Genomic DNA, 26,603 nt, shown 5'->3' on the forward strand with positions numbered 1-26,603 from the left:
TTGGTGAGGGCTGATAATCAGTGGGGGATGTCCCCTACTGATTAAAGTTTCACTTTATATGTTAATTCCCTGTCTCTCCTTTAAAATTATCTCGCCATCTTAAAAACTTCACTTCTAGTAAACGTACGAGTGAATCAGAAAACTTTCCAACGAATGCAAAAATAATAATGCCGACAAATACGATATCTGTATTTGAAAATTGCCTTGCATCCATAATCATATAGCCGATACCTTCTGTAGACCCCATAAGTTCTGCTACTACTAAACTCACCCATGCAACTCCTAATGATAATCTTGCTCCGAGTAATAGGTTCGGCAATGCTGCTGGTAAAATTAATTTTGTAATTAATTTTCTTTTACTAAACTCTAACACTCTGGCAACATCGAATAACTTTGAATCTACACCTCGTATCCCTAAAAACGCGTTTACGTATAGAGGAAAAAATGCACCGTCCGCAATTAATAATACTTTCGATGTTTCTCCAAAACCGAACCATAATACGAAAAGTGGCGCAACAGCTAAATGAGGTACAGTTCTTAACATTTGTACAGATGGATCTAAATATTGCTCACTTCTCGTTGAAAATCCAACAATCGTTCCTAAAATAATTCCTAAACTCCCGCCGATAAAGAAACCAGCCGCAGCCCTAAATACACTGATACTTAAATGACCGAATAACTCTCCTGTTTTTATAAGTTCTTGAAAAGCTAGTAATATATCTAATGGCGTTGGTAAAACTGTTTTAGAAACTAAATCGAATACGCCGGCTAACTGCCAAATAATTAATACGATAATCGGTATAGTAATCGCTCTTACTAGCACTTTTACATTCGTCTTTCGTACTTTCTTTACATTGTTTTTGCCAATCGCTATACTCGCCCTTTTCATAACAGCTTTCGTATTCTCCAATTTACAAAACCTCTTTTCATTCCGCCTTTAATGCTTTTTCTACGAAAGAATTATCTACAACTTTATCTGTTTTGATTTCTTTCTTTATAGAGCCGAGCTTATATTGAAAATCCGCTGTCTTTTGCTGTTCCGCTATTATTTCTTTCGTTACCGGAACTAAAATTGGTTTGTCGTGATCAAACACTTCTTTTACAATTTCTTCATCTATCTTCTTTGCAGAAGTATATATTTTTATCGCTTCATCTAAGTTTGACTCTTGCCATACACGTGCTTTTTCATAAACTTTAAGGAATTTCTCAACTAATTCTGGATGTTCCTTCGCAAATTTTGTTCTCGCAATTAAAAACTCTGGTGAAGAAACATTTAATCGTTCACCATCTGCAATAACCTTTGCCCCTTTATTTAACGTATGTAGTGAAATGAATGGATCCCAAATGGCCCATGCATCTACTGATCCGGATTCAAATGCCGGCTGCGCTTCATCTGGTTGCAGTTGAATGACATCTACATCTTTCGCATTTATACCTTCTTTTTCTAATGCTCGATATAATAAATTAAATGCGCTACTTCCTTTTGCTACTGCAATTTTTTTACCTGTTAAATCTTTTACACTCGTAATCTTGCTATCTTTTTGTACAAGAATCCCTGTTCCCTTTCTCGCATAACTTGTATTAGCAAGTTCAGTAAATTCAATACCTGCAGCTTGCGCTGAAATAACTGGGGAGTTCCCCACTTCACCAAAATCCAACCGATTTGATGCGATTGCCTCAAAATAAGGAGGTCCGCTTTGAAACTCTGTCCATTTCACCTTAACTCCTTCTTTTTTTAACTCTTCTTCAAACCACCCTTTTTTCTGTGCCAGTAAGAGCGGGCTTAATCCTTGCTGTATACCAATTTGTATTGTTACCTCTTCTTTCTTACTACTTGCAGTGTTTTTTTCACATCCTAATAAAAATAAAGATATAACTAATGCAAAAGAAAGAACCTTACATTTTTTATACATATATAATCCACCCTTTTCCTATATACTTGTTTGAATCAGTCCCCTGTGTTCAAACTGATGTAGCACCTTCGTTCGAAGTTGTTGGAACGATTGAGAAGTTTTATTTCGCGGATAGGGCAAACTATTTTCAATAACTTTATGTATTTTCCCAGGCTTTGCACTCATGATGATAATTCGGTTTGAAAGATATATCGCCTCGTCTATATCATGAGTAACAAATATCATTGTCGTTTTCTTTTGTTCCCAAATGTTCAGCAGCACTTCTTGCAAATGACTTCGAGTAAAAGCATCCAGTGCTCCAAATGGTTCATCAAGTAATAATACATTCGGATCTCTTAATAAAGCCCTCGCAATCGCAACACGTTGTGACATTCCGCCTGAAATTTCTTTCGGATATGATTTTTCAAAACCATCCAATCGAACGATTTCAACCCATTCCTTTACCTTGTCTTTTACATACTTATCTTTTAACGACAGATCTGCAGCAACATTTTCTTCAACTGTTAACCACGGAAATAAACGATGTTCTTGAAAAATAAAACCTTGTTTTTTACTCGGTTTTACAATTTGCTCTCCATCGATGATAACTTCACCTTCAAATTCGTTATCTAACCCCGCAACAATTTTCAAAAGCGTACTTTTCCCACAACCACTCGGTCCGATTACAGTGACAAAATCACCTTTCTCTAATTGAAAATTAATATCTTCTAATACTTGAACCGTACCAGTTTGTTTCGAAAAATATTTTGATACCCCATCAATTGAAACAGTCACTTCTTCCCCTCCTTGAAATGATTCATTTAAATGAATAGATTCAGCATTTGTATAATAAAAAAACCAAAGGCATTTTATCAATAGATAAAATGCCTTTGGTTTCTCCAATCAGCAATACGTTATAGAATTAACTACATATTATACAAATATTTCCGATAAGTCAACTGGGTTTTAATGAACGATATTTATTTTTTTATAAAGAGTAGCAGTTTCTGAAATGATTTCTGGAAGTGACTCTTGAATTGTGTTTTTGACTGTATGAAGAGCCTTTTCTACATACCCGTCTTCAAATTGTTCTAACGACTCAGGTAATTCATCCTCATCCAATATAAAAAATTCTCCACTTGGAAGTATCATAATATCAAGGATTAAATCTTCAAAGGATACCACTTCATCCGTTATACATGTATTCTTTACAATATTAAAATACGAACCTAGATACCCCCCATCCTGATCTCTCCAAACGTATAAATTATATGGAAGATTTCCCCAGTAATATGCAACTGTATAACTTCCTTTCGGGATTGTTAACTTCTTATCGTTTGCTGCCATTGTAAAAGAATACTGTACTTCATGATATAAAATAATTTTGTCCTGCTGCGCTTCTATTAGTAAACAAGCATGATCTATGGTTGTACCATCATATCGGATTTTTCTTTCAATAATTTCAATGTCTGACGTACGTAAGCAACTCATTTTTTATTTCCCCTTTTATTTTAGTTCTTTTATTATATCCCTTTATATTTCCATTAAGAAAGCGTCCAGTCAATTCATTCATTTTTTCAAGTTAATATTTATATAATCTCATTTTCTCCTTCACAAAAAAGCCCCTTCTAAATTAGAAGGAACTCCAGTATTATTATTATTTTATAACCCATGATTTGTAAGCCTTTATTTGTAAGCCTTTACTTCTAAACTAAACTTAGATTCTTTTAACCACTCTACAGCACTACATACAAGAGGAGATGAATTATCTTCAGTAATACTTTCTATTGGAATCCATCTAGCTCCTAATGAATCTTGCTCTTCAAATTGTTCCGATACTTTGAATTCACCTCCGCACCTTTCTACAAAGTAAAAAACTGCGATATGATGTACATGTGTGTACTCATTAAATTTTGATGGAAATTGAAAATTAATTGTACCTACTTGTTTTACTACCGTTACATTTAGCCCAGTCTCTTCTTTAATCTCTCTATGAAGTCCAGCTAATAATGATTCTCCATCTTCTAAACTACCACCAGGTAGATCATTACGATTTCTATATGGACCTTTAAATTTATCAATTACTAATAAATTATTGTTTTCGATACAAATGCCATACACACCAAACGCACGATGAAAATTAGTAGCATTATTCATGCTTCAACTTCTCTATAACCGCATCATAAAATTTCCGTTCCTCATCAACATTTAAGTGAACACGACTTACTGTTTTAGAAAATCCATATAACAATTGTGCTTTCACTGGCTCTTTTAGCGTTATTTCAAATGTTGGAGGTTCCTTTATAAATTCCATCACAGTTGCGTCAAGAACTTCTTTTTCTTTCTTTAAAGGTTCGTCTTTATAAAATGCAATTTTATCAATTTGTGTAAATGGTATAACAATTTTCTTTCCTAATCCGATTTGAATGATTACTCGTTCTTCTGTAACAATAATTGGATTTTTACGCATTGCTTGTATTTCAGCTAAAAAATAAAACATTGCGTATGCGTTTAAAATAAGTAAAATCCATGCTACTACTGGATTCCATTGATGAAGTAAATAATGAAAACCAATACTTTCTATTATGGTCGCATGAATGATCATGATATATACACCTATTGCACCGGTCTTTTTGTGATATGAGAATACGGATTCACCTTCCGGTACTTTTATATACCACGATAAAAATGCATAATAGATTAACTTACACTCTGTTACAATGATATCTACTAATTTATTTCTTTTCATAGTAGCATCAAACGCTGCATCAATCGCATAAGAAAATGAAGAATATTCTCTTCTATATTCTTTATATCTTTTGATTGTATTAGGAAGCACTTTAACGATTTTATACAACAGGAATAGTTCTAGACCTACAAAAGCAATTTCTCCCGCAACTATAATATAAGAAACGTTTGAAAAAGCTTGTAAATAGTCACTTGGAATAATAAATCTCGCAAATATATATCCAGCTATTACGACAGGAAATATATACGTTAGCGAGTATCTTTTTTGAATAATAAAGAAATATGTAATAATCGGAATTACAAACATACAATCTAACAAAGAACCAAGCACTACTTCTTTCGGAGCGGCTGGTACAATCGGAAGGGCATACAATAAATAGTTTGATAACAAGATGAAAGATACGAGTCCAATCCAAATGCCTTTTCGCCTTCGTGATAGTGTGGCATTCATACGTTCACTCCTCTATTTAAAAACCTCGTTTAAATGATCTTTATAAAATGTAATCGCACGTTCAAATTCTTTAACTTCGTCTACTTTTATAACCGTTTCAAGTAATAATTTCATCGCGGATTCATGATCGTTAACGTTATATTTTGCTAATGATAAAAATACTTTTATCACGTCATTATCCGGAAACTGCTGCAAACCTGTTTCTAAAACTGTAATTGCTTTGTCATACTCACCTATACAACGATATGTACTTCCAAGACCGATATATGCACCGCAAAGTGACTCACCATCAAGACCATTTGCAATTGCCTGTTCATAATACGGCACAGCGTCTGTTTCAAGTCCCATTACATCATGTATCCAGGCACATTGAAAAAGCACTTCTGCATCCCGCGTAAAATTGGTTAACCCCATTAGTATCTCTCTAGATTGCGCATATTTCTTTTCATTTCTTAGTTTAATCGCTTGCTTTAATAAATGTTCCATAGAATCCACTCCTCACCAATTATTTTATGTATCCATCTTGAATGGTTAACGTTTGTGTAAAAGTAAAATTCCCATAAATTAAAGTTTCGCTTACCTATATATACTATGCGGATTCACTCTTATCCAAATACTTAAAATTATAAAGCAGTAATGTGATTACATAGTACTTCTAACCTTTTGACAATTTCTTTCGCCGTTTCATCTTTCCCATTACATAACTTCCCTTTACCGTCCTGTCCAATTACGTAGTGCACCGCTCCACGTGAATATAAAGAATGTGGTGAATTTGCAATCATTACATTTGCCTTAGATTCTTTCATTCTATTTTTCGCTCTTTCAAACAATTCTTCTTCATTTACATCACTTTCAAGTTTAAAGCCAACGAGTACGGTTTCTGGATCCCACTCTTTTATTTGCTTTAATACTTTTGGAGCCTTTTGAAAATGAATAATTGGCGCTATATCACTTGAAATTTTCCCATTCATATTAAGAACATTACCATCTTGATCACAAATTTTGTCTACAACCCAATCTGATCCAGCCGCTGCCATAATGACCGCATCGACTTTTTCATGTGTAATTATACTTTTCATTTTATCTTGTAAATCAACAATTCCTTCAAATGGGTGTAATTCTAATTGATTGTTTACATCGTTCGGTTTCTCAGCGAAATAACCGTGTAAATATATAACATGTGCTCCTTTACTTATAAACTCTTCAGCAATTATTCTACCAATTGTTCCTTTTGCCATATTCGTATGACCACGCACTTGGTCCCATTTTTCTAAACAACCACCACTCGTAATTAATACCTTTTTCCCCTTCATTGTAACCATCCCTTACTGATTTTTCTTACGAAACCATTCTGTTCCAAAGTCAACTATATCTCGTTGCTTCATAAGACGGCACGTTGCATTTCCTATTTTTCCATTTGTTACAGTTCCTTTTCGCTCAAACTCTACACCGATTTCTACAAACTTATCAGAATCGTAATCCATATCAACAAACTCTTTCCATACTCTTGCACCATTCTCTATAATTGGTGCCCCTACTTTTATTAACTCACATGCACCAGTACGTACTTCAGATAAATGTACAGACGTATTGGAATCATATCCAACACCAATTAATAATATGTATCCATCTAAATCGTATATTTTTCTTAATGGAGATTCCTCTCCTAAACTCATTGATAGCGACTGATTCATCGTTATTTCTTCCGCATGTTTTCCCCATGCAGCAAAACTTCCTAATGGATGGTTGCTACGTACTACATTTGGATATGTACGAAAACATTCAACTACTTTTCCCATTGCCCTTGTTGGTGTTATATGTGGCTCAAACGCCGGGACGTTATCTCGAATAATTTGCCACCATTCTTCAGGTACAGGTGGTCTTGACCAATGTTTCGGATCAGATAAATCCGAAGATTGAGTTGGCATAATAATTGTTCCCTCTTCCGTAATAACTTTCATTAACGCCTCTACTACCGCAACGGCTCCGCCAGATACCCAGCCAATAGAACTGAGCGAAGAATGCACAATAACCGTCATTCCTTTTTCTAACCCTAATTCTCTTAAATCATTTGTAATTGTTTTGATTGTATTTGGCAATTGTGTACTTGCCACTATGTCATTCATTTTCACGATTGTTCCCCCATTTTTTAAAACTAATACATACATATATTATCATATTTTTCTTAATTTTTAACTTAATCATTTCTGTCACTTCAAAAAAAGGTTATAAATTCACATGCATAATAATCAAATGACAATATATCGATCTCAAATAACAATAGCAGATAAATAAAAAAACTTTATTCTCTTTTCTACTATTTGAACTAATTTGCTTAATTACATACGTTTTTTCAGTATGAAGAAAAATAAAAGTGATACGTCAAAACAATACAAACACTATATATAAACGAAAGAGCCCATCACAACTGATAAGCTCTTCCGTTTCATTTACCCTTCAATTGTAACCCCTGTAAACATCGATAAGTTTCCCGTTATTTTCTCGCCTACACGTAAAAATAACCCTGCGGCTCTCCCGCTAATACAGTGTGAACCAATTAATAGTTTACCAGCATACGGACCATCCCATGTGTCAATTGTATAGTCAGGCATTTCTATGTATTGCTGATATATTTTCCGTTGTTCAAAGTAATACTTCGTTTTATCTTCAGCCAATAGTTCATCATTTTCGTATATAGATACTCCTCCGCCTTCACGGCCGTATAAAGGTTTAGAAACATATGATTCATTTCTTTCTATAAACGGTTTATTTGTAAAATATGTTGGTAAGAAGTAGTTCTGAATGATTTCTCGCTCTTCTTTCTCAAAGAAAACTCCCTCTTCGAACAGTTGCCAAATTAATGCGAGTACACTTTTATTTTGCATAAGAAAAGCAGCAGGTGGATTAATAATTTTCACTCTTCCTTGCGCTATATGATCTAAAAGCTGAAGTCCAATTCTTTTCCCATTTTTATCGGTATCTGAAACTAAATATTCAATTGGATATAGTCTATATAAATAATGGATTCGTTCGCCACTTGGCGTATATATACCATCATCTGTAACGACGATATCTTGTATTCCTATATAGTCTGTTGATTGATCTAAGCAATAGCTTCTTAAAAATTGAACTGTTTGATGATCTTCATCGTGCCAATCATAACTAGTAAAATATATCGTCTCTTCAGGACCTATATTATAGTCATGTTTAATTTGTTCCCACGCCTGCACAATATGCTCTTCTATATGATTTGGGTGATTCACGTCGTGATAACGGCATAACACTTCATTTGCGACAGACGGCTCTAAATAACCTGTTGGTGTGTCACAATTTACTTCTATTAACTTTATATCTTCACCATTTACGATAAAGTCAAACCTTGTAAAATATGAAAACAAACCAATATGTTTCATTCTCGCAATTTCCCACGTTTCAGCTGGAAATCCTAGTTTTTGAAAATCTTCTGTTGTATTGACAATATATTGATACGTTCTATATAACACGTACATAACTTCCTCTGTCGCTTTTGAAATAGCAGTATAAGTTTTTACTGGCATACGATACATACCTGTTGCCATATATTGATTCCATTCTTCATTTTCTAATAGACTCGGCCATGTAAAACCATTCCGACCAGCCTCTTCCGCAAGTGAAAACCATACTTTCATATACTCTTTCTGCTCTTGTTCTGTATACATGATCCTATTATCCTTTCGTGTTATGATCCGGCTGGTGCTTTTGCGTTTCCAATTCCACTTGAACCAGAATTCACTTTCGGCGTTTGAGTAGTAGATGATTTCGGCGTATTTGTATCTGGCGTCACCTTATTTGAGGAATTGGGCTGTTGTTTGTTTAAATCTACTTTATTGGAAGAATTATTGTTGTTACTGTTAGTTCCACCGTAGTATCCTCCACCACCGCTGCCACCAGTTCTACTTTGGTCTTTTTCACGATATGGAATAATATTATTTGCATACGTTTTTTTCATTACATTGGGTTTTGCTGAATAATTCATATTTGAAGTTCTGCTTGCTAATAAATATCCCGCTACGAATGGCAGTATCGGTAAATGTGAGTTTTCATTATACAATGAAAACGATGGATTAATTTCCTTGCATAACTCATCATTTTCTACATTTTCATTGGTAGGAGTTTTATCATCACAATGTAAAGTTTCTTGTTCATTTCCTTGCTTTCCACCATCCGTTTTAACAGCAGTACTTTCTTGTTGAGCAGTATCTTCTTCATAATCGCCACATCCAGTTAATAAAAAAGATGATACCCCTATTGAAGTAGCAATTTTTATAAATTTACTTTTATCCATTCTCATGTGTTATACACCTAATTTCTTTTATCTATATTTTTCCAGATACCTTTATTATATAATGTAAATCTTACTTTTTTCAAACTATACCTAAAATGCACATTTGCATATTTTTATACTATTTTTCCATGTAACAATGAAACCTTTCAATTCCTGGATATTTTTCTCCTAAACTTTTAACTTGAAAACCAATTTTTTTATAAAATTCTACTGCCTCATCGTCTGTCTCAGCCTCGAGATACGTCAATTGATGCATTCTTAATACTTCCTTTATCATTTGCAACGCAATTCCTTTATGACGAAATTGCGGGACGACTGCTATGTGACATATTCTCGCTTTATTTGCTCCGATTATTTCAATACCTATACAAGCCTCTTCTTCATATCTGTACAAAGTACCTTTATTACTCTCATAATATAAAACTGCTTTCTTTAAGCTAGTTTCACTTGGCCCGACTGCATACTGTAACACATTTAAAATTGGATCTTTCACAATTTGTTCGACGCGTTGCAAATTCATTTCTACATCCCTTTCCATGAAAAAAGATTAGCTCTTTATATAAAGAGCTAATCTCATTACGCCGTTATTTTTTCTTCTTTCTTCACAACGACCGCTACATAACTATGTAGTATCATTCCAATAATAACGAGGCTCATACCAATCCAAGATAAAGATGACGGAATTGGTGCAGATAACAAGATAAGTTCTCCTACTAGCGCAAATAAAACCTCACCGGACTGAGTTGCTTCCACTGTTGCTAGTTTTTGCGGATCATCTTTTACAAGATCTGTCGCAAAGAAGAATAATACCGTTGCGATTAAGCCAGAACTAACTGCTACTATAAAACATTGGAAAACTTGGCTACTTGACGGTAATCCGCCTGTTGATACTTCATAACCAGATAGTAAAAACCAAAATGGTAAGCTTGCTAATGTCATACCGAGAACTCGCTGAAATACGTCTAATTCCCCTTTACAAACTTGCATCATTTTTCGATTTCCAAGAGGGTACGCAAACGCTGCAATAAGTACAGGAACTACACATAAAACGGTTTCACGAATTCCTAATGAAGAAGCATGTTCTACTTGCATGAGTACAACACCACATAAAATAATACCCGACATAACTAATTCCTTCATTGGGAGTTTTTTATGTAACGGATCTACCGCAAAAAATGGTGTTAACAAAATCCCTGCTACAATCGTAATTTGCCATGTTGATGCAACGAGCCAACCAGGTCCGAAAGCTCCAGCAAAACTAAGTGGTGCATAAAAGAGACCAAATCCAACGATACTCCAAACTAACCATTCTTTCGGATTGTTTTTCATATATTGAAAGAGTTGCTTTAAGTTTCCTCTATACATGACAATAAGTAAAAGCATTGGAACCATAAAGTAGTACCGTAGTGAAGCACTCCAAATCCAGCTTCCACCTTCTAAGTCCATCGCCCGGTTTAAAACAAAGGTAAAGGCAAAGAAAAATGATGCCAATATCCCTACTGCAATAGCTTTCATGATAAAACCCCTTATTTAGTTTCTTCTTATACTATACAACAAATTAAATATAATTAAAATTTGAAATCTTTATCTCGCATGTATTCTAGCTCTATATAGTTTTCTTATCTGACTAATATGAGCTTGATGGTACCGATTATGATCTGCTATATGCCATATTCCCCATCTTATAGTCGCATTTTCTCCCTTTTCATAAAAAACTTCTCGTGTTAAATCATTTTCTGTTAGTTTCATACATTCCGCATAAAACATATGTTGCACAGCTTCATAATCTTGCATTAATTGTTGCAACGTCTGTTTTCTTAAACTTGGCAGTTTTCCTGCTTCATTTAACATAGGTCCATATATAGTATCAAGTGCCTGTGGAATTGCTTCTCCTTTTAAGCGGTACACCCAATGTAAATCGACAACTGCTAAATGTTGAAGTAGTTGTCCAATACTATTTTCATTATTTTCTGACCCTTTAAAAGACAATTCTTTCTCATCAATACCTTCTACTAACTTTTGCAATCGTTTAAATGTATCCGTAACCGTCGCATACAAAATCGCTACTTGCGGGTTCATATTTTTTTCTAAACGGAGATCTTTCATACTAAACTCCCTTTCTTAAAAGAACAACACCATATATTCATCATCACTATATACACCGTTTATTTTTAAAGCTCTTTTCTCGATTCCATACGTTTGAAAGCCCATTGATTCATACAATTTTTTTGCTGGCTCATTTGTGGACACAACACCTAAAGTCAATTGTTCCAAGTCCATTTCTCTTGCTTTTTCAATTGCCTTACGTATTAACTCACGTGCAAGGCCACTTCTTCGATTACTTGCATCTACATACATCGCAACGATATGCCCTTTATGTTTATATGCCTCTTTCTCTTCTGTTAGTAAAGTGACAACTCCAACTAATTGATGATCCGCATTAAAAGCACCGAATGTACAACTAGTAGCAGCTGTTAAATTACTTTCCACTCGCTTAATCGGATTTTCTTGACGAATCGCCTCTTCATAAGTCGTTACAAATGCCTCTGGATTTACTTGTAATGCTTGTAAACGTAACTCCCAATATTTTTCCGCATCTTCTTTCGTTAGTAATCGAATCATATTACTCCATCCCCTTATAATTTACATAATATTTTTATGAACTACTAATTAATGTTTGATATTCTTCTCTTAACATACTATAACGATATCGATGAATGAACTGACCTTTACGTAATCGATCATTTCTCATTAGTCCTTCACAAACAAAACCGGCCTTTTCATAGCTCTTTCTAGCTTGAAAATTATCTTCGTCTACACGTAGCCAAACTTTTTCTAATTCAAATTCAATGAATGCCAGATGTAACATACTATATAAACCTGCTAATCCATATCCTTTACCCCAATACTCTTTATTACCAATCGCGATTCCCAGTTCTGCATGTTTATTTGTTTTATCAAAGTTTTTAAGATCTACCCATCCAATATGTATGCCGTTCTCTGCCGTGATAGCTCTTTGTTCATAACCATTTTTTCGATTTATACATGCTTCAATCCATATTTTCGTATCTTCACGAGTGAACGGTGGATATTGATCTGGTACAACTAAATGTTTCGTTACTTGTGTATCTAATGACCATTGATATCGATCTTCTACATCATCTAGTGTCAGTTCTCTTAATTGAACAAATGGTACATTCATTGTGTTAGCCCCTTCTTATTTTCCTATAGAAAACCCTTCGAACATTCTTCCTCCATACTGTTCTAGTGTTTTTTCTACAAAAGTAATTAATTTCATTTTCTCTCCAGTTATATAAAAATGATCGAAAGCCGCTACAAATTGATCTGCGTATTGTTCATCATATTTTCTAAGTACCCTTATAAACCATTTTGAACTTCCAAGCCATTTTCCATTTACTCTTAATATATATTCATGTAATAAATCAGCTAATAAATTCGCGATAAACAACTCTTCTTCTCTTTTTGTCGCCCCGATAAAGTCATCCAAAGTATCCGTAATAAAATATCGCTTCTGCTTCATCATTTCTTCAGTCCATTTAGCTGGCCCTTTATTTAGTAAATCATTTGCTTCTCTTTTTAATTTCTCAACAATTTCATTTTCTCCTTTTAATACAATACCCTCTGAAACTAATTGTGGTAACGAAGGTCTCCCTCGGTCACAATCCATTTTAAAAAAGGTTTTACACGTTTCAAAATTATGTACAAACACTTCAACAGGCCATCCATTACTATAGAAAGATTCTCTATAACAAGACGGTAAATTTTGATCAACTATAACAATGTCCAGATCAGATGTTTTTGTCGCTTCTCCTCTTACAACGCTTCCTCCCAGTAAAGCTACATCACAATTCGGAAATTGTGATGTAATTATGCTTTGTGCTGCTTCCATTGGTTTCATAACCGTTCCCCTTTTCTTATTTCACTTTCTTTTTTTCAGCTCTTTCTCTCGCCTTTTGTATATACGGTTCTGCTTCTGGTGTTTTGCATGACGTTGCCCCATGGTCAACTTGTACTTTCCCAATTTCACGTGCAATTTCAATCGCTTTTCTCTCTAAGTCTTCATTACGAATTCCTAGCGCAATTAAAGCACTATTCATCGCTTCTCTTTTTCTATTTTTTTCATTATGTATATTTGCTTTAATCTCTTCTAAATACGGAGTGAAGAATTCATCATGTAACGTTTTATTTTTAATCGCTATATTCGCTAATAGAGACCATCCTGCTCTTCCAATCCATTCATCATCAGACTTTGTCCATTCTTCCATTCTTTCTATCGCGATTGGCGACGTACAAATAGCCGTCATCAAAACGTCCATTAAACAATAATAATCAACTTCCTGTACCCATTTGTTTAGCTGTTCTGTCGTAACTTGCTTTGGATCTACAATCATTGTTGCTAAAGTCATTGCATCCATATTTTTTGTTTTCCATAACGAAATTGCTAAATCATGATCTTTTTTTATCTTCTTTTTTAACAATTTTAAATTGGCAAAACTAACTCCGAATAGTGGCTCTTTCGCTCCGTGGTTTTTATACGTTTTACGATTTTGTTCTGTTCCATATTCCTCTAGTTGCTGCATTACTTCTTCAAGTAACATATGCCCACCTCTTTATCTTTTATGTTGACTTCATATATGTATGTACGATATATTCTACATTACTTTTTGGTTTTCCTATATTTATTTTTTAAAATACGGTATGTGAAATTTTAAAGTTTCTACAGATAACTAACACAACCACGAAAAACCTGTACATTTTACATATACAGGTTTTCATTTCATCAATTTTCCAAAGTATAAGAAATAGAATATGAAAGAACTTTTATTTATTCGATTTTCTCTATATTTGTTGTAAGCTCTTTACATCTGACCACTCTTCTATAGACACTGCGTCCGGAAAAACTGTAACTACATTAAAATTCGCACCTTTTTCTTTTCCAATTTGTTTAGCAGCTAATAAATTCGCTGCCGCAGACGTCCCTATTTTCATACCAGTTTCATTATAAAAACGTGCTATTTCATACAAAAAGAGCTTCTTTATTCAAATGCGTTCATAAGTACAATTCTCCAACCATCTGGATCCTCTATTGTGGTCCCTTTCTCTATCCAATACGGATTTTCTGGTTCTACCTCATGATAGCCCATATTACTTAATCGATTCACTATTTTTTCAATTTCATTTTTATTAGGCATATAAAAAACTAGTAAATTATCTTTTGTCGGTGCCGGACATGGACTTCCATTAACATGCGTTGTAAACTCCAAATGATACTCGGCATCCGGTAATCCAAACATAACTCCATCATATCCTTCATGATTGTGAAATTCTCCTATACGCTTTAATCCTAACCCCGTCTCATAAAAACTTATAACTTCTTCAAATTTATCTGTTGGTCTTGCCATTCTAAATTGAACCCAATTCTTCATGCAAATCTCCTCCTTTTCATTTTCCAAAGCTTTATAGTAATTATTATAAGTTACATATATTTCCTTTCATATCCCTCATTAGTGTGAGAACTACCTAAGTTGAAAGACCTATTAGTTTATAAATAGTAGGACTTTAGTATTAAATTCATATAAAAGTAGTTATGTAAATATTGAGATGAAATAAATAGTTCTTCCGATAATATCAAATGTTCCCCAGACTAAAATTTAATTTTTTCTATACCAATATTTTAATAGAAAACAAAAATATTCGAATCAATAATTGGAATGAAAATGAAATGCTACGAAAGTATGATTAGTCCCCTTTCATTTTGATATCGATTCTCCTAAAAACCACCTACATCATTATTAGAAGAACCAAATTTAATTCCAGAAAATTTTCATAATAAACATTAAAATCACCCTGTTTTTTCAAGACTGCAATTGATACAAAATCTTGCATATTTTTGAACAAACTTTTTTGCACTTGTAAAAAAGTTTTTTTGCAATTACCTCCCTATAATTGCTAATATAGTAGAGTAGAACTTTTATAGAGAGAAGGAAAATTATGCACAATGGAATTCGAATGACAACTTTAGTAAAAAGGGCTATGTTGATTTGCGCGGGGGTATTATTTACATACGAAGCAGCTTTAGGATCAGCACATATTGCTCTAGCAAGTACAGAGGATGAAGCAAAATCTGTTCAACTTGTAAGTGAAATTCAATCATCTCTTGCACCGAAAGAAGCTCCAAAACAATATAATGGGCAAGTTAGAAAAGTAGCTTATTTAACATTTGATGATGGTCCTGGAAAATACACAGCTGAGCTTTTAGATATGTTAAAGAGAGAAAATGCAAAAGCAACATTTTTCCTAATTGGTTCAAACGTAAAAGCATTCCCTGATCTTGTAAAACGTGAAGATGCTGAAGGCCACTACGTTGGGATGCACAGTATGACTCATAACTACAAGAAACTTTACACAGAAGGTCATTACGTAGATGAAATGAAGGAAGACCAAGGCTTAATCGCTGGTGTTCTAGGTAAATCACCAGTATTAACTCGTCCATCTTACGGTTCAATGCCAGGATTAAATGAAGCTCTTCGTAACAAAGTTGTAGAAAATGGCTTGAAAGTTTGGGATTGGACAATTGATTCTTTAGACTGGAAATATAACAAAATGCCTGTTGACGCTGCGTCAGCTAAAATTGTCGAAAACGTTCTAAATGGTGCTAACAAACCGACAGAAGTTATTCTTATGCACGACATTCATCCACAATCCGTTAAAGCAGTACCTGGAATTATTAAGGGGCTGAAAGAAAAAGGATATGAATTAGAAAGTTATAGTGAGAACGAACACTTCCCATTAAACTTCTGGCACGATAATCGTATGTAATGAAAAAGACTTGATTTCCTCTAGTAGGTTATTGAGTCTTTTTTTATCGCATTGGGTATTACTTCTCGTGTATTCAATTCAACTCCCTCCTTCCCTTATATGAATAGAAATTAAGAATCACATTAATTCAACTTAAAAACATGTCATGTTATACTATAGGCTAATTTAAATGAGTAGGTGTCACATGATAGTATATACAGTTCAAACTGAAACAGCATGGAAACAATTTAAAAAACTTGGTTATTTAGAAGGAAGTAAAGAAAACATCGATCCCGATTTTATATATCCATACGATTGGATGGTACGTGTAGCTAAAAAAAGATTACCCCACTACGAAGGTAACTATCCTATTTGGGTCTGGGAAGCAAATAATTATCCAGATCGAAATGCTAAAGCCTGGGGTAGAGAAAATTCAAAAATGGTAATTTTAACACTTGATGTGCCGAATGAATGGGTACTATGGAGTGATATTAGTTACTGGTGTTGTGCCATGACTGCTAGCTCTATGTATTTTCATCAAACAAATAAACGAACATTAAAAGACTGGTTTACTTTTATGGATGAAGAGTACAGATTAATATTCGACTTCGACTATTTATTATCTCATCCTGATTGGTATAAAGGTAAAGAGGCCTCATTAAAAAAACAAGGTGTTATCGGCAAAATCCCCCTTTCCTTTGTAAAAAAAGTCAGACGTTTTCGTGCTAAGGAAGATAAATCTATTAATGAAATCAGAAGTGATAACTGGGATAATAGAAAAGAAAATCGTATCAAAAAGATGAATCGAAAATTAAGAAAAAGAAACGACAAGCAAAAAAAATTGCAAAAACGGCTTATACAGAATTAAAACATATATATCAAAATACAGTAAGAAATTATGGATTGAGTATACAAATTCAATCCTATTTTTTATATTATCAACACTTTAGCACATATTACTCTTAAGGAGTGATGTGTATATGGATTTTCTTACAACCGAATATTTATCTGCCTTACTTGCCATCATTGTAATTGATTTAGTGTTAGCCGGTGATAATGCCATTGTAATTGGGTTAGCAGCAAGGCGATTACCGAAAGATCAGCAAAAGAAAGTTATTATTTGGGGAACTATCGGGGCAATCGCGATTAGAGCCCTCGCTACTTTAGTTGTCGTTTGGTTATTAAAAATACCAGGGCTACTTCTAATTGGTGGTGTACTCCTTATATGGATTGCTTACAAATTAATTGCTGAAGGTAAAGATCATGATATTAAGGCAGAAGAAGGATTTTGGTCTGCTATTAAAACCATTATTATAGCTGATGCATTAATGGGAATTGATAATGTTCTCGCTGTTGCGGGAGCTGCGCATGGTAATTTTTCTTTAGTAATCATTGGACTATTAGTATCTATTCCAGTAGTAGTATGGGGCAGTACCTTAATTTTAAAATGGGTGGATAGATTCCCTGTCATCATTACGATTGGAGCAGCTGTTTTAGCTTATACTGCTGCGAAAATGATTGTAGATGAGAAATGGTTCGCTGGATTTTTCGAAAGTAATCCTTTCATAAAATGGGCATTTATCATTATTATCATTGCCGGTGTAGTATTCTTTGGAAAGATGAAACAAAAAACGAAAGATAATTCTATATAATGACAACGTTATATGTACAAACAAAAGCGCTACTCAAATGAGTAGCGCTCTTTAATATTTATTTCGTTTCCCCGTCTTCAGTCGTCTTTACCTTCGTTTTATTTTTATCACGATGGTTATAGTTGTACTTCGAACGATCTACTGGTGTAAAACCTTCCGGTGTGTAGAATCGTAATAAGTCTCCGTTTACGACTTGGTCAGAGTATTTTAGTGATTTTTGAACCATTTGTTCATTTTGTTTTATTTCGTCTGTTAATTCAACAGCGTTACCAGTCGCTGTATCATAGTATTTGCCGTTTAGTGCAGTCACTGTTGGACTTACGTAGTTACCGTTACGGAATGGAACGACTTGTTTATGCTCTGGTGATAATAAATCTGATCCGAACTGGACATAATTTTTCGTATCTGTACCTAGTAAGTGTAATAGTGTCGGAAGAACATCAATTTCTCCGCCGTATTGATGTTGTACGCCGCCCTTCATTCCTGGAACACGAATGATTAATGGTACACGTTGCAGTTGTGCATTTTCAAATGAGTTCATTTCTTTACCCATTATTTGTGACATTGCTGCGCCATGATTATCAGAAATACCGTAATGATCACCGTACATAACGATAATTGAGTTATCGTATAAACCAGATTGTTTCAAGTAATCTAAAAATCCTTTTACAGACTCATCTAAATAACGTGCTGTTTGGAAGTACGTATCTACTGATGAATCACCTGTAGTCGCTGGTTCAATTGTTGCTTCCGCTTTATCAATTGGATAAGGGAAATGGTTCGATAACGTAATGAACTTCGTATAGAACGGTTGTTTCAATGTTTGTAATAACGGAATTGATTCGTTAAAGAACGGTTTATCTTTTAATCCATAGTTTACTACATCTTTTTCATTCATATCATAGTATGACGCATCAAAAAATTTATTGAAACCAAATGATTTATAAATATCATCACGGTTCCAGAACGTTTTGTAATTACCATGGAATACAGCTGATGTGTATCCTTGTTGACCTAAAATAGCTGGTGCTGATTGATACGTGTTATGAGCTTTATTTGTAAAAACAGATCCTTGTGGTAACCCATACATTGAGTTTTCTAGCATGAACTCAGCATCAGATGTTTTACCTTGTCCTGTTTGATGGAAGAAGTTATCAAAGTATAGCGTATTCGCATCTTTTGTAAATGAATTTAAGAACGGTGTAACTTCTTGCCCGTTTAATTTATAATCAATTAAAAAGTTTTGGAATGACTCTAAATGAATATAAATTACGTTCATTCCTTTTCCTTTACCAAAGTACTCAGGATTTGGACTTGCATATGTTGATGCAAGATAATTTCTAACCTCTGTCATATTATCTCCATCAGCTAACGCTCGTTCTGTTGATGCTTTCGCACTTTGAATGCCATCATAAATCGTATAGTTGTATGCCCCTAAATATTTCACAATGTAATTGCGGTCAAATGTTCTTGTTAATAATTCAGGACGATCGGATTCTGCAAGACCTAAATTAATGCTGAATAATAAAATACCTGCTACAAATACTAGTGATACTTTATGTTTCGCAACACGAATTGGTTTTGGATTTGCAAATTTTGTTGCAACTAAAACAATTAAAATGATTGTATCTAGGAAATATAGTGGATCATATGCGTGTAGCAATGCAAAAATACTACCACCTAAATCTCCAAAGTTATTCGTTTGTGTTAATGTCGGGAACGTAATAAAGTCACTGAAAAAGCGATAATATACTACGTTTGCGTATAACAGTATAGACATTAACAAATTAATAACAATTAACCAAATGTAAGCACGTTTCCCCTTTGCAAATAATGCGAGCCCTAAAAATAAAACTGCTGAGCTTAACGGGTTGAAAAACAGTAAAAACTTTTGGATTGTGTTGGATATCCCTAAATTAAATTCTGTCACATATGCTGCGTATGTTTTTAACCAGAATAAAATAATTGCAAACACGAAAAATCCAAAGTGATTGCTTAACACTCGCTTACTCTTTAATAGTAATTGCTTCATCTCTCCACCTCTTTTGATCATTCAAGGCTTATTTTTTATAAGTCTGTCTCTATTCAATTTTTATCTTCAAATAGATTTTGTTTGTTTAACTAAATGAAGAATATTAGTAATTATAATTTGAAGCTAGTATTTATTCAACTATTTCTTTCTAGACATTTTGACCTTGGTTTCTATTTAATAAAATAAATTTGTAACATTTTCTGTTTTCTCCCAAGTCTCATCCACTAATTATGACTCCACATACTATAAACCTTTATTTACTGCTTCGCAAATAAATATGTCTCCAGTTCTGGAACATTAATGTAATATAGTGAAATTCACAATAGATAGTATTTGTTTTTTTCGGTGTATATTAAATTCCTTCATATATTTCAAGTTTATTCTTAATACAGTCCTTTCTCTATATGTAACATCAAAAGGTCTTTTCTTCTCTAAAGTTATTTCTGTATAATTATTCACAATTCATAAAATAAAAGATTATAAAAAAACCTCGCTCTCATAAAGAGAGCGAGGTTTTTCATCATTTATTATTGACCTTTGTACATTGCTTCTACTTGTTTTTGAAGTTCTTCATTTTCTAAGAACTCATCGTAAGTAGCCTCTTTATCGATTACACCGTTTGGCGTTACTTCGATAATGCGGTTTGCAATTGTTTGTACAAACTGATGGTCATGAGATGTGAATAACATTGTACCTTTAAATGCGATTAAACCGTTGTTTAATGCAGTGATAGACTCAAGGTCTAAGTGGTTCGTTGGATCGTCAAGTGTGATTACGTTCGCACCACTTAACATCATTTTAGATAGCATACAACGAACTTTTTCGCCTCCAGATAATACAGAAACTTTCTTCTTAACTTCTTCACCTGAGAATAACATACGGCCTAAGAAACCACGTAAGAAGCTTTCTGACTCATCTTGTGGAGAGAATTGGCGTAACCAATCAACTAAGTTGGAGTCACTGTTCTCAAAGTATTTAGAGTTATCTCTTGGGAAGTAAGATTGAGATGTTGTAACGCCCCATTTGAATGAACCGCTATCTGGCTCCATTTCACCCATAAGGATTTTAAATAATGTTGTCATCGCAATATCGTTACGACCGATAAATGCGACTTTATCACCTTTATTTAAAGTGAAGTACACATTATCTAACACTTTTTCACCATCAATTGTTTTAGAAAGACCTTCAACAGTTAATAAGTCATTTCCTATTTCACGCTCAGGTGTAAAGCCAACAAATGGGTAACGACGTGATGATGGTCTAATATCATCTAATGTAATTTTATCTAATAATTTTTTACGAGAAGTTGCTTGTTTCGCTTTAGATGCGTTTGAGCTAAAGCGTGCAATAAAGTTTTGTAACTCTTTTACTTTCTCTTCTTTTTTCTTATTAGCATCTTGTGTTAATTTTAAAGCTAATTGGCTTGACTCATACCAGAAGTCATAGTTACCAACATAAAGTTGAATTTTACCGAAATCAAGATCAGCCATGTGCGTACAAACTTTATTTAAGAAGTGACGGTCATGGGATACAACGATTACTGTATTTTCAAAGTTCATTAAGAAGTTTTCTAACCATTGAATCGCTTTTAAGTCCAAGTGGTTGGTAGGCTCATCTAGTAATAGAATGTCAGGTTTACCGAATAATGCTTGAGCAAGTAATACTTTTACTTTCTCTGCCCCAGTTAATTCTGACAATTTCTTATCATGAACATCTTCACCAATACCTAAACCTTTAAGAAGGATTGCAGCTTCTGATTCTGCTTCCCAACCGTTAAGCTCAGCGAACTCACCTTCAAGTTCAGCAGCACGCATACCATCTTCATCACTAAAGTCTTCTTTCATGTAAATGGCATTTTTCTCTTGCATTACTTTGTAAAGTTGCGTGTGACCCATAATTACTGTTTCTAATACTGGGAACTCTTCATATTCGAAGTGATTCTGTTTTAATACTGCTAGACGCTCACCTGGCGTAATATGTATATCACCTGTTGATTGTTCAATTTCTCCAGATAAAATCTTTAGAAATGTTGATTTACCCGCACCGTTTGCTCCGATTAAACCGTAGCAGTTACCTGGCGTGAATTTTATGTTAACATCTTCAAATAATTTGCGATCCGCGAAACGCAAACTAACGTTACTTACTGTAATCATTTGTGTCCTCCTACTAATACCGCTTATTTCAGCGTTTTCTCACCGATTGTCTTAAAAAATCGCATATTACGACTCAATTATTGTAGACTATAGCTATTATATAGTAGAAGATGGATGAATAGCAACGGTTGATTGCTATTCATCCATCTTCTACCTTGAATAAAATGTTTGTTTTTTAACGAAACAATATTATATAGAAGCAAATTTCACAATTTAAAGAGGAGTTATTTTGAACAAAATATTTATAATTGGAGCATAATGTTTATCGCTCACTTCCTATACAAATAAATGGCGAAATGAAAGATGAAAAGTTTGCAAAATATAAAGACGTGATGGAAAAGTTTATTAAATAAGAAAAATCCCCTTTTAAAAGGGGATTCTTCTTATTTTCTTTTACTTAATTTCTTCGTATAATTCTTCATTTTACTCGTTAATCCTATTAAAGCAGGTAGTAATATTGGCATCACAATGATAGCTAGTAGTAACAGTGCAACACCAACAACAGATGCTACTTGTATAAGCGTCAATACACCTGAAGGGATTAATGCAGCAAATGTACCGCCTAAAATAAGTGCCGCCGATAATACAACTCCTCCTATGTGACGAGATGCATTTACAATTTTCGTTGCGGGATCCCCTTCTAACTCATTGTATCGCATCATTACGAAAATGCTATAATCCACACCTAAAGCGACAATCATAATAAAACTAAAGAATGGCACATTCCAGCTTAATGACTCTACGTTTAATACGTGTGTACTAATTTGTTCACTTATGCCAAGTGATGCAAAATAAGCTAATATTAAAGATCCAATAATAAAGATTGTATTTAAAAATGACCGTGTAATAATGATTAATACAATCGCAATTCCAATTAACATAATTGTAGCTGTACGTAAGAAATCTTGGCCTGTTACTTCTTTTAAATCAACGTTTCTAGCTGTTGTGCCGCCGATTGCTTTTTTCGCCGATTTTAATTCTGTACCATTTAACGTACCGTCTATCGTTTTATTAATTTCTTCAATGATTGGCATCGCTTCTTTTGAATATGGATTTACGTCTAAAATGATTGTCATTTTAGCAGTCTTTCTATCATGTGACATGTACGTATTCAATGCTTTTTGGAAATCTTCTCCCTCTAACACTTCTTTTGGGATATAAAATTTCTCAGAGCTTTTTGATTCATTTAGTTCCCCTAAATATTTTTGAGCATCTCCTAGGCCGTTACTTACCTTTTCAAGCCCTTCTGTACTTTTAGATAATCCTGATTGTAATTGCACCATCTGTTCTTGCAAGTCTTTCAGCCCGGTTAATAGCTGACCTTGCCCGTCGTTTATTTTTGTTAATCCGGTTTGTAACTCAGATGACTTGTTCGCAATTTGTTTTGAACCTGTAGCACCTTCATTTAATCCATTTTTAAGATCAGCTGCTCCTTTTTGTAACTTAGTAACTCCATCGCTCATGCCTTTTAAGCCGTTATCCACTTTCGATAACGCTTGATTCGCTTCTTTAAATGAACCCATTGCCGCTTTATGTTGCGTTGCTAATTTATTTAATTCATTTGAAAGCTCACCTAATTGCTTTTGAGCCTCTTTAGAGATCCCTATCGTTTGCAGTATGTTCGGATCATTTGCTAATTCTGGTTTCGTTTGAATGAAATTCGTCATTAACATTTCAATTTGTTCATAGCCTTTTTTCGCACCATCAATCGCTTGAGAAATACTTCCGAAGTATTGATCGTAAGAACTTAAACCTTTTTCTAACTGCGAATAACCAGCATGAAGTTGTGAAGTTGCATTAGATAATACACTAATATTTTCATTTACTGAAGTTAACCCACTCTCAATTTGCTGCGCACCTTGTGCTCCGTCATTTATGCCATTTGAAAGTTGATCTAAAGCTGTTCCTAATGCTGTTACACCATTTTTCGCTTCCGTTGTTCCATCAATTAATTTTTGAACGTTTGCAAGACTATTTGAATCTTTACTACCCATTTTATCTTTCGCAGTAGTTAATCCATCATTAATTTCCTTTATACCACCATTGGCATCTCCTAATCCTGTATTTAGTTCTCCCGCTTGTTTATTTATATATAGTTCTTTTATCCTTTCACCGGTTGGACGCGTCGGTGAATATACTTCTGAAACACCTTTCACTTTCAAAATCTTATCAGTTAGTTCGTCTAAAGTTTGAAGCGAACTCGCCTCATCTAACTTGTTATCTGATTGAATGACTAACGTACTTGGTGAAGAAAAACCTGGTGGAAAATGCTCTTCTATTACGTTAATCCCCATTTTCGACTCATATTTATTATCTACTTCAAATAAATCATTGTAATTTAGTGTGTTAGAGTATTTCATTACGAAAGGAATCGATATCACAAATACAATGATTAAAGCGACAAATGGTCTTGCTACTGAGTTTTTCGCAAGAAATCCCCATAATCGACTATCCTCATGACCTTTAAATGTTTTAACTGGATAAAACATTCCTTTTCCTAAAAGCACCATGAAAAATGGATTTAACGTAGTTAATACGAGTAATAATACTGCGACACCAATTGCTACTGCTGAAGTAGATTGATATAATTTAAAACTCGCTAAAGCAAGAGATGCAAAACCGATTAGTACTGCTATCCCGCTATATAAAACGGTTTTCCCTGCTGATTTAAACGTTTCTTTCGTAGCCAAAAATGCATTTTCTTGTTTACTTAATTCTTCTTTAAATCTTGTATATAATAAAATGTTATAGTCTGTTCCAACTCCAAACAAGACAACAACTACAAACACTTGTGTAAAGTTAGAAAACGGAAAATTAAATTGATCTACTAGATGGGCAATAATCCCCATTGAAACTAAATATGATACACCCACTGTAAGAAGAGATACAATTGGAACAATTGGTGAACGAAATACAATGATTAATACAACTAGAATGAAAATGATAGAAATAACTTCTGTCTTCTTCACTCCCTCTTGAGAGGAAGTAAGAAAATCACCCGCTATTAAATCACTTCCTGTTAAGTACGTTTTTACCCCTTTCGTTTGCACTTTTTTATGAAGCCCATTTGCAACTTTTGATATTTCACCATTTTTTTTATCTACTGAGATTTGCGTTAAAATGGTCGTATTGTCTTTAGATATCAACTGTTTTTCCAAATCTTTATTATCTAAATGTGAAACAACTTCCTTAATTCCTAATTGCTCTTTTTCATTTTGTAAAGCATTGATTGTTCTTATTATTTCCTCTTTTTGTTCAGTTGTTAAAGCTGTTTTACTTCCACTATTAAAAACAGCTATAATGTCATACTTTTCAGCCCCGTCTTTATCCATCTCTTTTATCATCTTGTCAGCAATACTACTTTGTTCTGTATTAGGAATCGTAATGTGCCCTTTTTCTTTCACTAATTTATCCATATTAGGCATCGTTACGATCATTGTAATAGTAATAACTATCCATAATAGAAAAGATAAACTTCTCCAATTTTTCAGCTTACTCATTTTAATCATCTCCCGTTTTGAAAATTTAAAAGGAATGAATATTCATTCCTATCCTTTTAAATATACTTTTTTTCGGAATGAACGTTCATTCCTATCATTCTATTACATTATTTTTTAAATTCTATTAAACTACCTTTTCCGGAATGAATGTTCATTCCTATTGTTACACAAATATCCTCTCCTACTCACATGTTTTAAATATATTCAGGAATGAATATTCATTCCTATACTTATAAGCTATAGAATCAAATGATTCTAATAGCGTTCCAAGAACTTTCTTCCAATTCTTTTACTAATTCTTTTGAGTATTCTAATTGCCCCGTTGCAATTACCTTCGTTAGTTTTTCTAGCGGTTGATATACAATAATAATTAAAGCAACTGGAGGCAACGGACGAAGAAAACCTTTTGCGATTCCATCTTCAATAATATTCATAAAGAAGCTTATAAAATCGTCAAATATTTTCTTACTCTGCTCATCAAGAAAATAACTATCGCAGTGAGAGTTAGTAAACAAAAAAGCGTCCACATTGTTTCTCGCAAATTCAAATAAACGGTTGTACGTATGACTAAACTGTTCACGAATATTTGCTTCAACAGGAAAATCCGTTTTTATCATTTCAGAAAGCTCTAACATACTTTTCGAAAATAACGAGTTAACAAGCGCCTCTTTATTTTCAAAGTAGCGATAAATAGTACCCGCACCGACCTTTGCTTTTTCAGCGATCATTGGAATTGTCGTACCATCGTAACCACGCTCTGCGAAAAGTTGCATCGCAGCATCAAAAATATCCTCTTGTTTATTTTTAGCCATTTTTTCCACCTCTATTTTCAGGAATGAAAATTCATTCCGTTTTTAATTATAAATTACATGGAATAAAAGTCAAGTGCGTGACAAAGTATGGTTGCGTTTTAGTGAAAAAATTATATCAACGATTATTAGAATATATCAGCGATTCTCAGGATATATCGACTTACCGACAAAAACCGACAACCAAAGAGAAAGCTGTCCCAAAATTTGATTTTGGACAGCC

At 33.9% G+C, this 26,603-nt stretch carries 26 protein-coding genes and 1 pseudogene; 3 read left to right on the forward strand and 24 right to left on the reverse strand.

The window, feature by feature from the left end:
• Positions 1 to 61 precede the first annotated feature (61 nt).
• The 20 genes and pseudogenes from GFJ36_RS15220 to GFJ36_RS15315 form a co-directional block, all read right to left on the reverse strand.
• On the reverse strand, positions 62 to 910 hold the full coding sequence (locus tag GFJ36_RS15220; protein ID WP_087983788.1) for an ABC transporter permease: 849 nt from the start codon (positions 908 to 910) through the stop codon (positions 62 to 64).
• Positions 911 to 926: 16 nt separating this feature from the next.
• Positions 927 to 1,913 carry an aliphatic sulfonate ABC transporter substrate-binding protein gene (locus GFJ36_RS15225; RefSeq protein ID WP_087983787.1) on the reverse strand — a complete coding sequence of 329 codons (987 nt, stop codon included), beginning with the start codon at positions 1,911 to 1,913 and terminating at the stop codon, positions 927 to 929.
• 18 nt (positions 1,914 to 1,931) lie between these two features.
• Entirely contained in the window at positions 1,932 to 2,687 is a 756-nt protein-coding gene (locus GFJ36_RS15230; RefSeq protein WP_087983786.1) for an ABC transporter ATP-binding protein, read from the reverse strand.
• Between the two features lie 171 nt (positions 2,688 to 2,858).
• On the reverse strand, positions 2,859 to 3,383 hold the full coding sequence (locus tag GFJ36_RS15235; RefSeq protein ID WP_087983785.1) for a ribonuclease FAU-1 family protein: 525 nt from the start codon (positions 3,381 to 3,383) through the stop codon (positions 2,859 to 2,861).
• 195 nt (positions 3,384 to 3,578) lie between these two features.
• The gene (locus GFJ36_RS15240; protein WP_097891885.1) at positions 3,579 to 4,049 is read right to left on the reverse strand and encodes an NUDIX hydrolase; all 471 of its coding nucleotides are present in this window, start codon (positions 4,047 to 4,049) and stop codon (positions 3,579 to 3,581) included.
• Complete coding sequence (locus GFJ36_RS15245) at positions 4,042 to 5,091, reverse strand: hypothetical protein (protein WP_097891883.1); 1,050 nt, start codon at positions 5,089 to 5,091, stop codon at positions 4,042 to 4,044. Before GFJ36_RS15245 ends, GFJ36_RS15240 begins: the two co-directional genes overlap by 8 nt.
• A 12-nt stretch (positions 5,092 to 5,103) precedes the next feature.
• Positions 5,104 to 5,577, reverse strand: coding sequence for a tetratricopeptide repeat protein (locus GFJ36_RS15250; protein ID WP_137036125.1), 474 nt, complete (start codon positions 5,575 to 5,577; stop codon positions 5,104 to 5,106).
• Between the two features lie 137 nt (positions 5,578 to 5,714).
• On the reverse strand, positions 5,715 to 6,404 hold the full coding sequence (locus tag GFJ36_RS15255; protein WP_048566190.1) for a phosphopantothenoylcysteine decarboxylase domain-containing protein: 690 nt from the start codon (positions 6,402 to 6,404) through the stop codon (positions 5,715 to 5,717).
• Positions 6,405 to 6,416: 12 nt separating this feature from the next.
• Entirely contained in the window at positions 6,417 to 7,217 is an 801-nt protein-coding gene (gene aacC, locus GFJ36_RS15260) for a BA2930 family N-acetyltransferase (protein WP_131233603.1), read from the reverse strand.
• A 324-nt stretch (positions 7,218 to 7,541) separates the two neighbouring features.
• Entirely contained in the window at positions 7,542 to 8,789 is a 1,248-nt protein-coding gene (locus GFJ36_RS15265) for a glutathionylspermidine synthase family protein (RefSeq protein WP_097891876.1), read from the reverse strand.
• 20 nt (positions 8,790 to 8,809) lie between these two features.
• Positions 8,810 to 9,421 carry a hypothetical protein gene (locus GFJ36_RS15270; RefSeq protein WP_087983780.1) on the reverse strand — a complete coding sequence of 204 codons (612 nt, stop codon included), beginning with the start codon at positions 9,419 to 9,421 and terminating at the stop codon, positions 8,810 to 8,812.
• 112 nt (positions 9,422 to 9,533) lie between these two features.
• Positions 9,534 to 9,935, reverse strand: a complete 402-nt coding sequence (locus GFJ36_RS15275; RefSeq protein ID WP_087983912.1) for a GNAT family N-acetyltransferase — start codon at positions 9,933 to 9,935, stop codon at positions 9,534 to 9,536.
• 56 nt (positions 9,936 to 9,991) lie between these two features.
• Positions 9,992 to 10,930, reverse strand: a complete 939-nt coding sequence (locus GFJ36_RS15280) for a DMT family transporter (RefSeq protein ID WP_000643664.1) — start codon at positions 10,928 to 10,930, stop codon at positions 9,992 to 9,994.
• A 69-nt stretch (positions 10,931 to 10,999) separates the two neighbouring features.
• Entirely contained in the window at positions 11,000 to 11,521 is a 522-nt protein-coding gene (locus GFJ36_RS15285) for a DinB family protein (RefSeq protein ID WP_097891873.1), read from the reverse strand.
• 15 nt (positions 11,522 to 11,536) lie between these two features.
• A complete protein-coding gene (locus tag GFJ36_RS15290) occupies positions 11,537 to 12,037 on the reverse strand; it encodes a GNAT family N-acetyltransferase (protein WP_097891870.1) in 501 nt (166 codons plus the stop codon).
• A 34-nt stretch (positions 12,038 to 12,071) separates the two neighbouring features.
• Positions 12,072 to 12,617 (reverse strand): GNAT family N-acetyltransferase, encoded by a 546-nt coding sequence (locus GFJ36_RS15295; protein ID WP_097891867.1) that lies wholly within the window; start codon positions 12,615 to 12,617, stop codon positions 12,072 to 12,074.
• 15 nt (positions 12,618 to 12,632) lie between these two features.
• Positions 12,633 to 13,334: a nucleotidyltransferase domain-containing protein gene (locus GFJ36_RS15300; protein ID WP_097891864.1), complete on the reverse strand. Its 702-nt coding sequence runs from the start codon at positions 13,332 to 13,334 to the stop codon at positions 12,633 to 12,635.
• 16 nt (positions 13,335 to 13,350) lie between these two features.
• Positions 13,351 to 14,034 (reverse strand): DNA alkylation repair protein, encoded by a 684-nt coding sequence (locus GFJ36_RS15305; RefSeq protein WP_087983774.1) that lies wholly within the window; start codon positions 14,032 to 14,034, stop codon positions 13,351 to 13,353.
• Positions 14,035 to 14,275: 241 nt separating this feature from the next.
• Positions 14,276 to 14,461: pseudogene (locus GFJ36_RS15310) on the reverse strand (cysteine synthase family protein); the annotation flags it as partial.
• Positions 14,462 to 14,472: 11 nt separating this feature from the next.
• Positions 14,473 to 14,862 carry a VOC family protein gene (locus GFJ36_RS15315; RefSeq protein WP_087983772.1) on the reverse strand — a complete coding sequence of 130 codons (390 nt, stop codon included), beginning with the start codon at positions 14,860 to 14,862 and terminating at the stop codon, positions 14,473 to 14,475.
• Between the two features lie 565 nt (positions 14,863 to 15,427).
• On the opposite strand from GFJ36_RS15315, the gene GFJ36_RS15320 reads away from it, so the two are divergent.
• The 3 genes from GFJ36_RS15320 to GFJ36_RS15330 all read left to right on the forward strand — a co-directional run bounded on the left by GFJ36_RS15320 (position 15,428) and on the right by GFJ36_RS15330 (position 17,886).
• On the forward strand, positions 15,428 to 16,255 hold the full coding sequence (locus tag GFJ36_RS15320) for a peptidoglycan-N-acetylglucosamine deacetylase (protein ID WP_060487153.1): 828 nt from the start codon (positions 15,428 to 15,430) through the stop codon (positions 16,253 to 16,255).
• Between the two features lie 184 nt (positions 16,256 to 16,439).
• Positions 16,440 to 17,102: a DUF3841 domain-containing protein gene (locus GFJ36_RS15325; protein WP_097891862.1), complete on the forward strand. Its 663-nt coding sequence runs from the start codon at positions 16,440 to 16,442 to the stop codon at positions 17,100 to 17,102.
• Between the two features lie 112 nt (positions 17,103 to 17,214).
• The gene (locus GFJ36_RS15330) at positions 17,215 to 17,886 is read left to right on the forward strand and encodes a TerC family protein (RefSeq protein ID WP_087983770.1); all 672 of its coding nucleotides are present in this window, start codon (positions 17,215 to 17,217) and stop codon (positions 17,884 to 17,886) included.
• Between the two features lie 58 nt (positions 17,887 to 17,944).
• Here GFJ36_RS15330 and ltaS read toward each other — a convergent pair whose 3' ends face one another.
• The 4 genes from ltaS to GFJ36_RS15350 all read right to left on the reverse strand — a co-directional run bounded on the left by ltaS (position 17,945) and on the right by GFJ36_RS15350 (position 26,383).
• Positions 17,945 to 19,918, reverse strand: coding sequence for a lipoteichoic acid synthase (gene ltaS / locus GFJ36_RS15335; RefSeq protein ID WP_087983769.1), 1,974 nt, complete (start codon positions 19,916 to 19,918; stop codon positions 17,945 to 17,947).
• Between the two features lie 527 nt (positions 19,919 to 20,445).
• Complete coding sequence (locus GFJ36_RS15340) at positions 20,446 to 22,071, reverse strand: ABC-F family ATP-binding cassette domain-containing protein (protein WP_000633870.1); 1,626 nt, start codon at positions 22,069 to 22,071, stop codon at positions 20,446 to 20,448.
• Positions 22,072 to 22,454: 383 nt separating this feature from the next.
• Positions 22,455 to 25,571, reverse strand: a complete 3,117-nt coding sequence (locus GFJ36_RS15345; protein WP_141542826.1) for an MMPL family transporter — start codon at positions 25,569 to 25,571, stop codon at positions 22,455 to 22,457.
• A gap of 245 nt (positions 25,572 to 25,816) precedes the next feature.
• A complete protein-coding gene (locus GFJ36_RS15350) occupies positions 25,817 to 26,383 on the reverse strand; it encodes a TetR/AcrR family transcriptional regulator (RefSeq protein ID WP_097891857.1) in 567 nt (188 codons plus the stop codon).
• Positions 26,384 to 26,603: the final 220 nt, after the last annotated feature.

Origin of the sequence: Bacillus sp. EE-W1, from assembly GCF_009760835.1 — a bacterium.
GTDB classification, from domain to species: Bacteria; Bacillota; Bacilli; order Bacillales; family Bacillaceae_G; genus Bacillus_A; species Bacillus_A wiedmannii.